The organism is Mesorhizobium sp. M7A.F.Ca.US.005.03.2.1 (genome assembly GCF_003997795.1).
GTDB lineage: Bacteria > Pseudomonadota > Alphaproteobacteria > Rhizobiales > Rhizobiaceae > Mesorhizobium > Mesorhizobium ciceri.
This window is the reverse complement of record NZ_RZRP01001050.1, coordinates 1-1,904: the sequence shown is the minus strand read 5'-3', so window position 1 is coordinate 1,904 and position 1,904 is coordinate 1. Positions and strand designations below refer to the sequence as shown.

General features: G+C 66.8%; 2 protein-coding genes. Both read left to right on the top strand.

The annotated features are described in order from the left end of the window. Nucleotides 1-1,048, top strand: a 1,048-nt coding sequence (locus EN991_RS34440) for a sugar ABC transporter ATP-binding protein (RefSeq protein WP_164769601.1), incomplete at its 5' end; no start/stop codon positions are given. A 9-nt stretch (nucleotides 1,049-1,057) separates the two neighbouring features. Continuing rightward, the coding region (locus EN991_RS34435; protein WP_164769600.1) for an ABC transporter permease at nucleotides 1,058-1,904 on the top strand (847 nt) is incomplete at its 3' end.

Below are 1,904 nucleotides of genomic sequence, written 5' to 3'. Positions count from 1 at the left end.
GCTCGAGCGCGCCCGCATCGTTGCCATGGACGAGCCGACATCGAGCCTGACGCCGAGCGAATTCGAACGGCTGGCGCAAGTCATCACCGGCCTCGCCCGCGACGGCGTCGCCGTCGTCTATGTCTCGCACAAGCTGGACGAGGTGTTCGGCATCTGCCGGCGCGCCACCATCATGCGCGATGGCGTCGTCGTCGATTCCGTCGATCTGAACGACCTGTCGGAGAAAGCGGTCGTGGCGATGATGGTCGGCCGCGAACTGGCGCAGGAGCAGCATAATTCCCATGCCACGAACAAGGTCATGCTGAGCGCGCGTGGCCTCTCCTCGGCGACGAAGGTGCGCAACGTGTCGTTCGATCTGCATCGCGGCGAGGTGCTGGGCATTGCCGGCCTGGTCGGTTCCGGCCGCACTGAACTGCTGCGGCTCTTGGCCGGCGCCGATCGCGCCACGGCCGGGACGATTGCAATCGACGGCAAGGCGGCACGGTTCTTCAGCCCGCGTGACGCGATTGCCGCCGGCGTCGGACTGGTGCCGGAGGAGCGCAAACGCGAAGGCATCGTGCCGCTGCGCTCGATCACCAGCAATATGGCGCTGGCCTCGATGGCCGTGTTCGCGCCGCGCGGCCTCATCGATCACGCCAGGTTGAAACAGGTGGCGGCCGAGAAGATGAGCCGCGTCAATCTGCGCCCATTCCTGCTCGACCGGCCGATCCGCCTGTTCAGCGGCGGCAACCAGCAGAAGGCGATCATCGGCCGCTGGCTGGCGGCGGGAACACGCATCCTCTTGTTCGACGAGCCGACGCGCGGCATCGATGTCGGCGCCAAGGCGGAGATCTATCATCTGATCGAGGAACTCGCCGCCGAGGGCCATGCGGTGGTCGTCGTCTCCTCCGAACTGCCCGAGGTGATCCGGCTTGCCGACCGCGTGTTGGTCATGCGCGACGGCACCATCGCCGCCGAACTCGATAGGGCAAATCTCTCAGAACAGGCGATCGCGGCGCACGCCATCCCGCAAACGCAAACGCCGGCCGCACAGCCGGCAAGGCAGTAGGTGACGGATATGTCGGATGCCACTCTGGTGCGGTCCCAGGCCGAATTCCTGCGCGGTGTTTCCATGCGCGACGCCGGCACGCTGATCGGGCTTGTCGTGATCCTGGCCGTGTTCGGCGCGCTGGTGCCCGGCTTTTTCGCCGAGCGCAACCTGATCAACATCCTGCAGCAGTCGAGCATCAATGCCTGTCTGGCGCTGGGCATGACGCTGGTCATCATCTCCGGCGGCATCGACCTGTCGGTCGGGCCGACGGCAGCACTCTCGGCCGTCATCTCGGCCTCTATGATGGTCGCCGGCGTGCCGTTTCCGCTGGCCATCGCCGCCGGCTTCGCCATTGGTCTTGCCTGCGGCCTCGTCAACGGCGTGCTCGTCGCCCATGTTGGGCTGCAGCCCTTCATCGTCACGTTGGGAACGCTCAGCACCTATCGGGCACTGGCGCTGATCTACACCGGCGGCAATCCGGTCCTCGGCCTGCCCCCAGGCTTTCGCGCCGTCTTCAACGGTTCGCTGTTCGGACTGCCTCTGGCGGTCGTCATCGTCGCCTGCGTGGCTGTCGTCGCCTGGGTCGTTTTGAAGAAGACGCCCTTCGGCGAATATCTGCTCGCCGTCGGCGGCAACGAGGAGGCGGCCTACATCGCCGGCGTGCCGATTGCCCGCACCAAGATCGCCGCCTACATGATCTCAGGCCTGCTGGCGGCGCTTGCCGCGCAGATCCTGATCGGCCGGTTGGGCGCCGCCGAACCCATCCTCGGCAATCTCTGGGAGCTCGACGCCATCGCGGCTGCCGCCATCGGCGGCGCCTCGCTGATGGGCGGCAAGGGCAGCGTCGTCGGCACCCTCCTGGGCGCCGTCATCC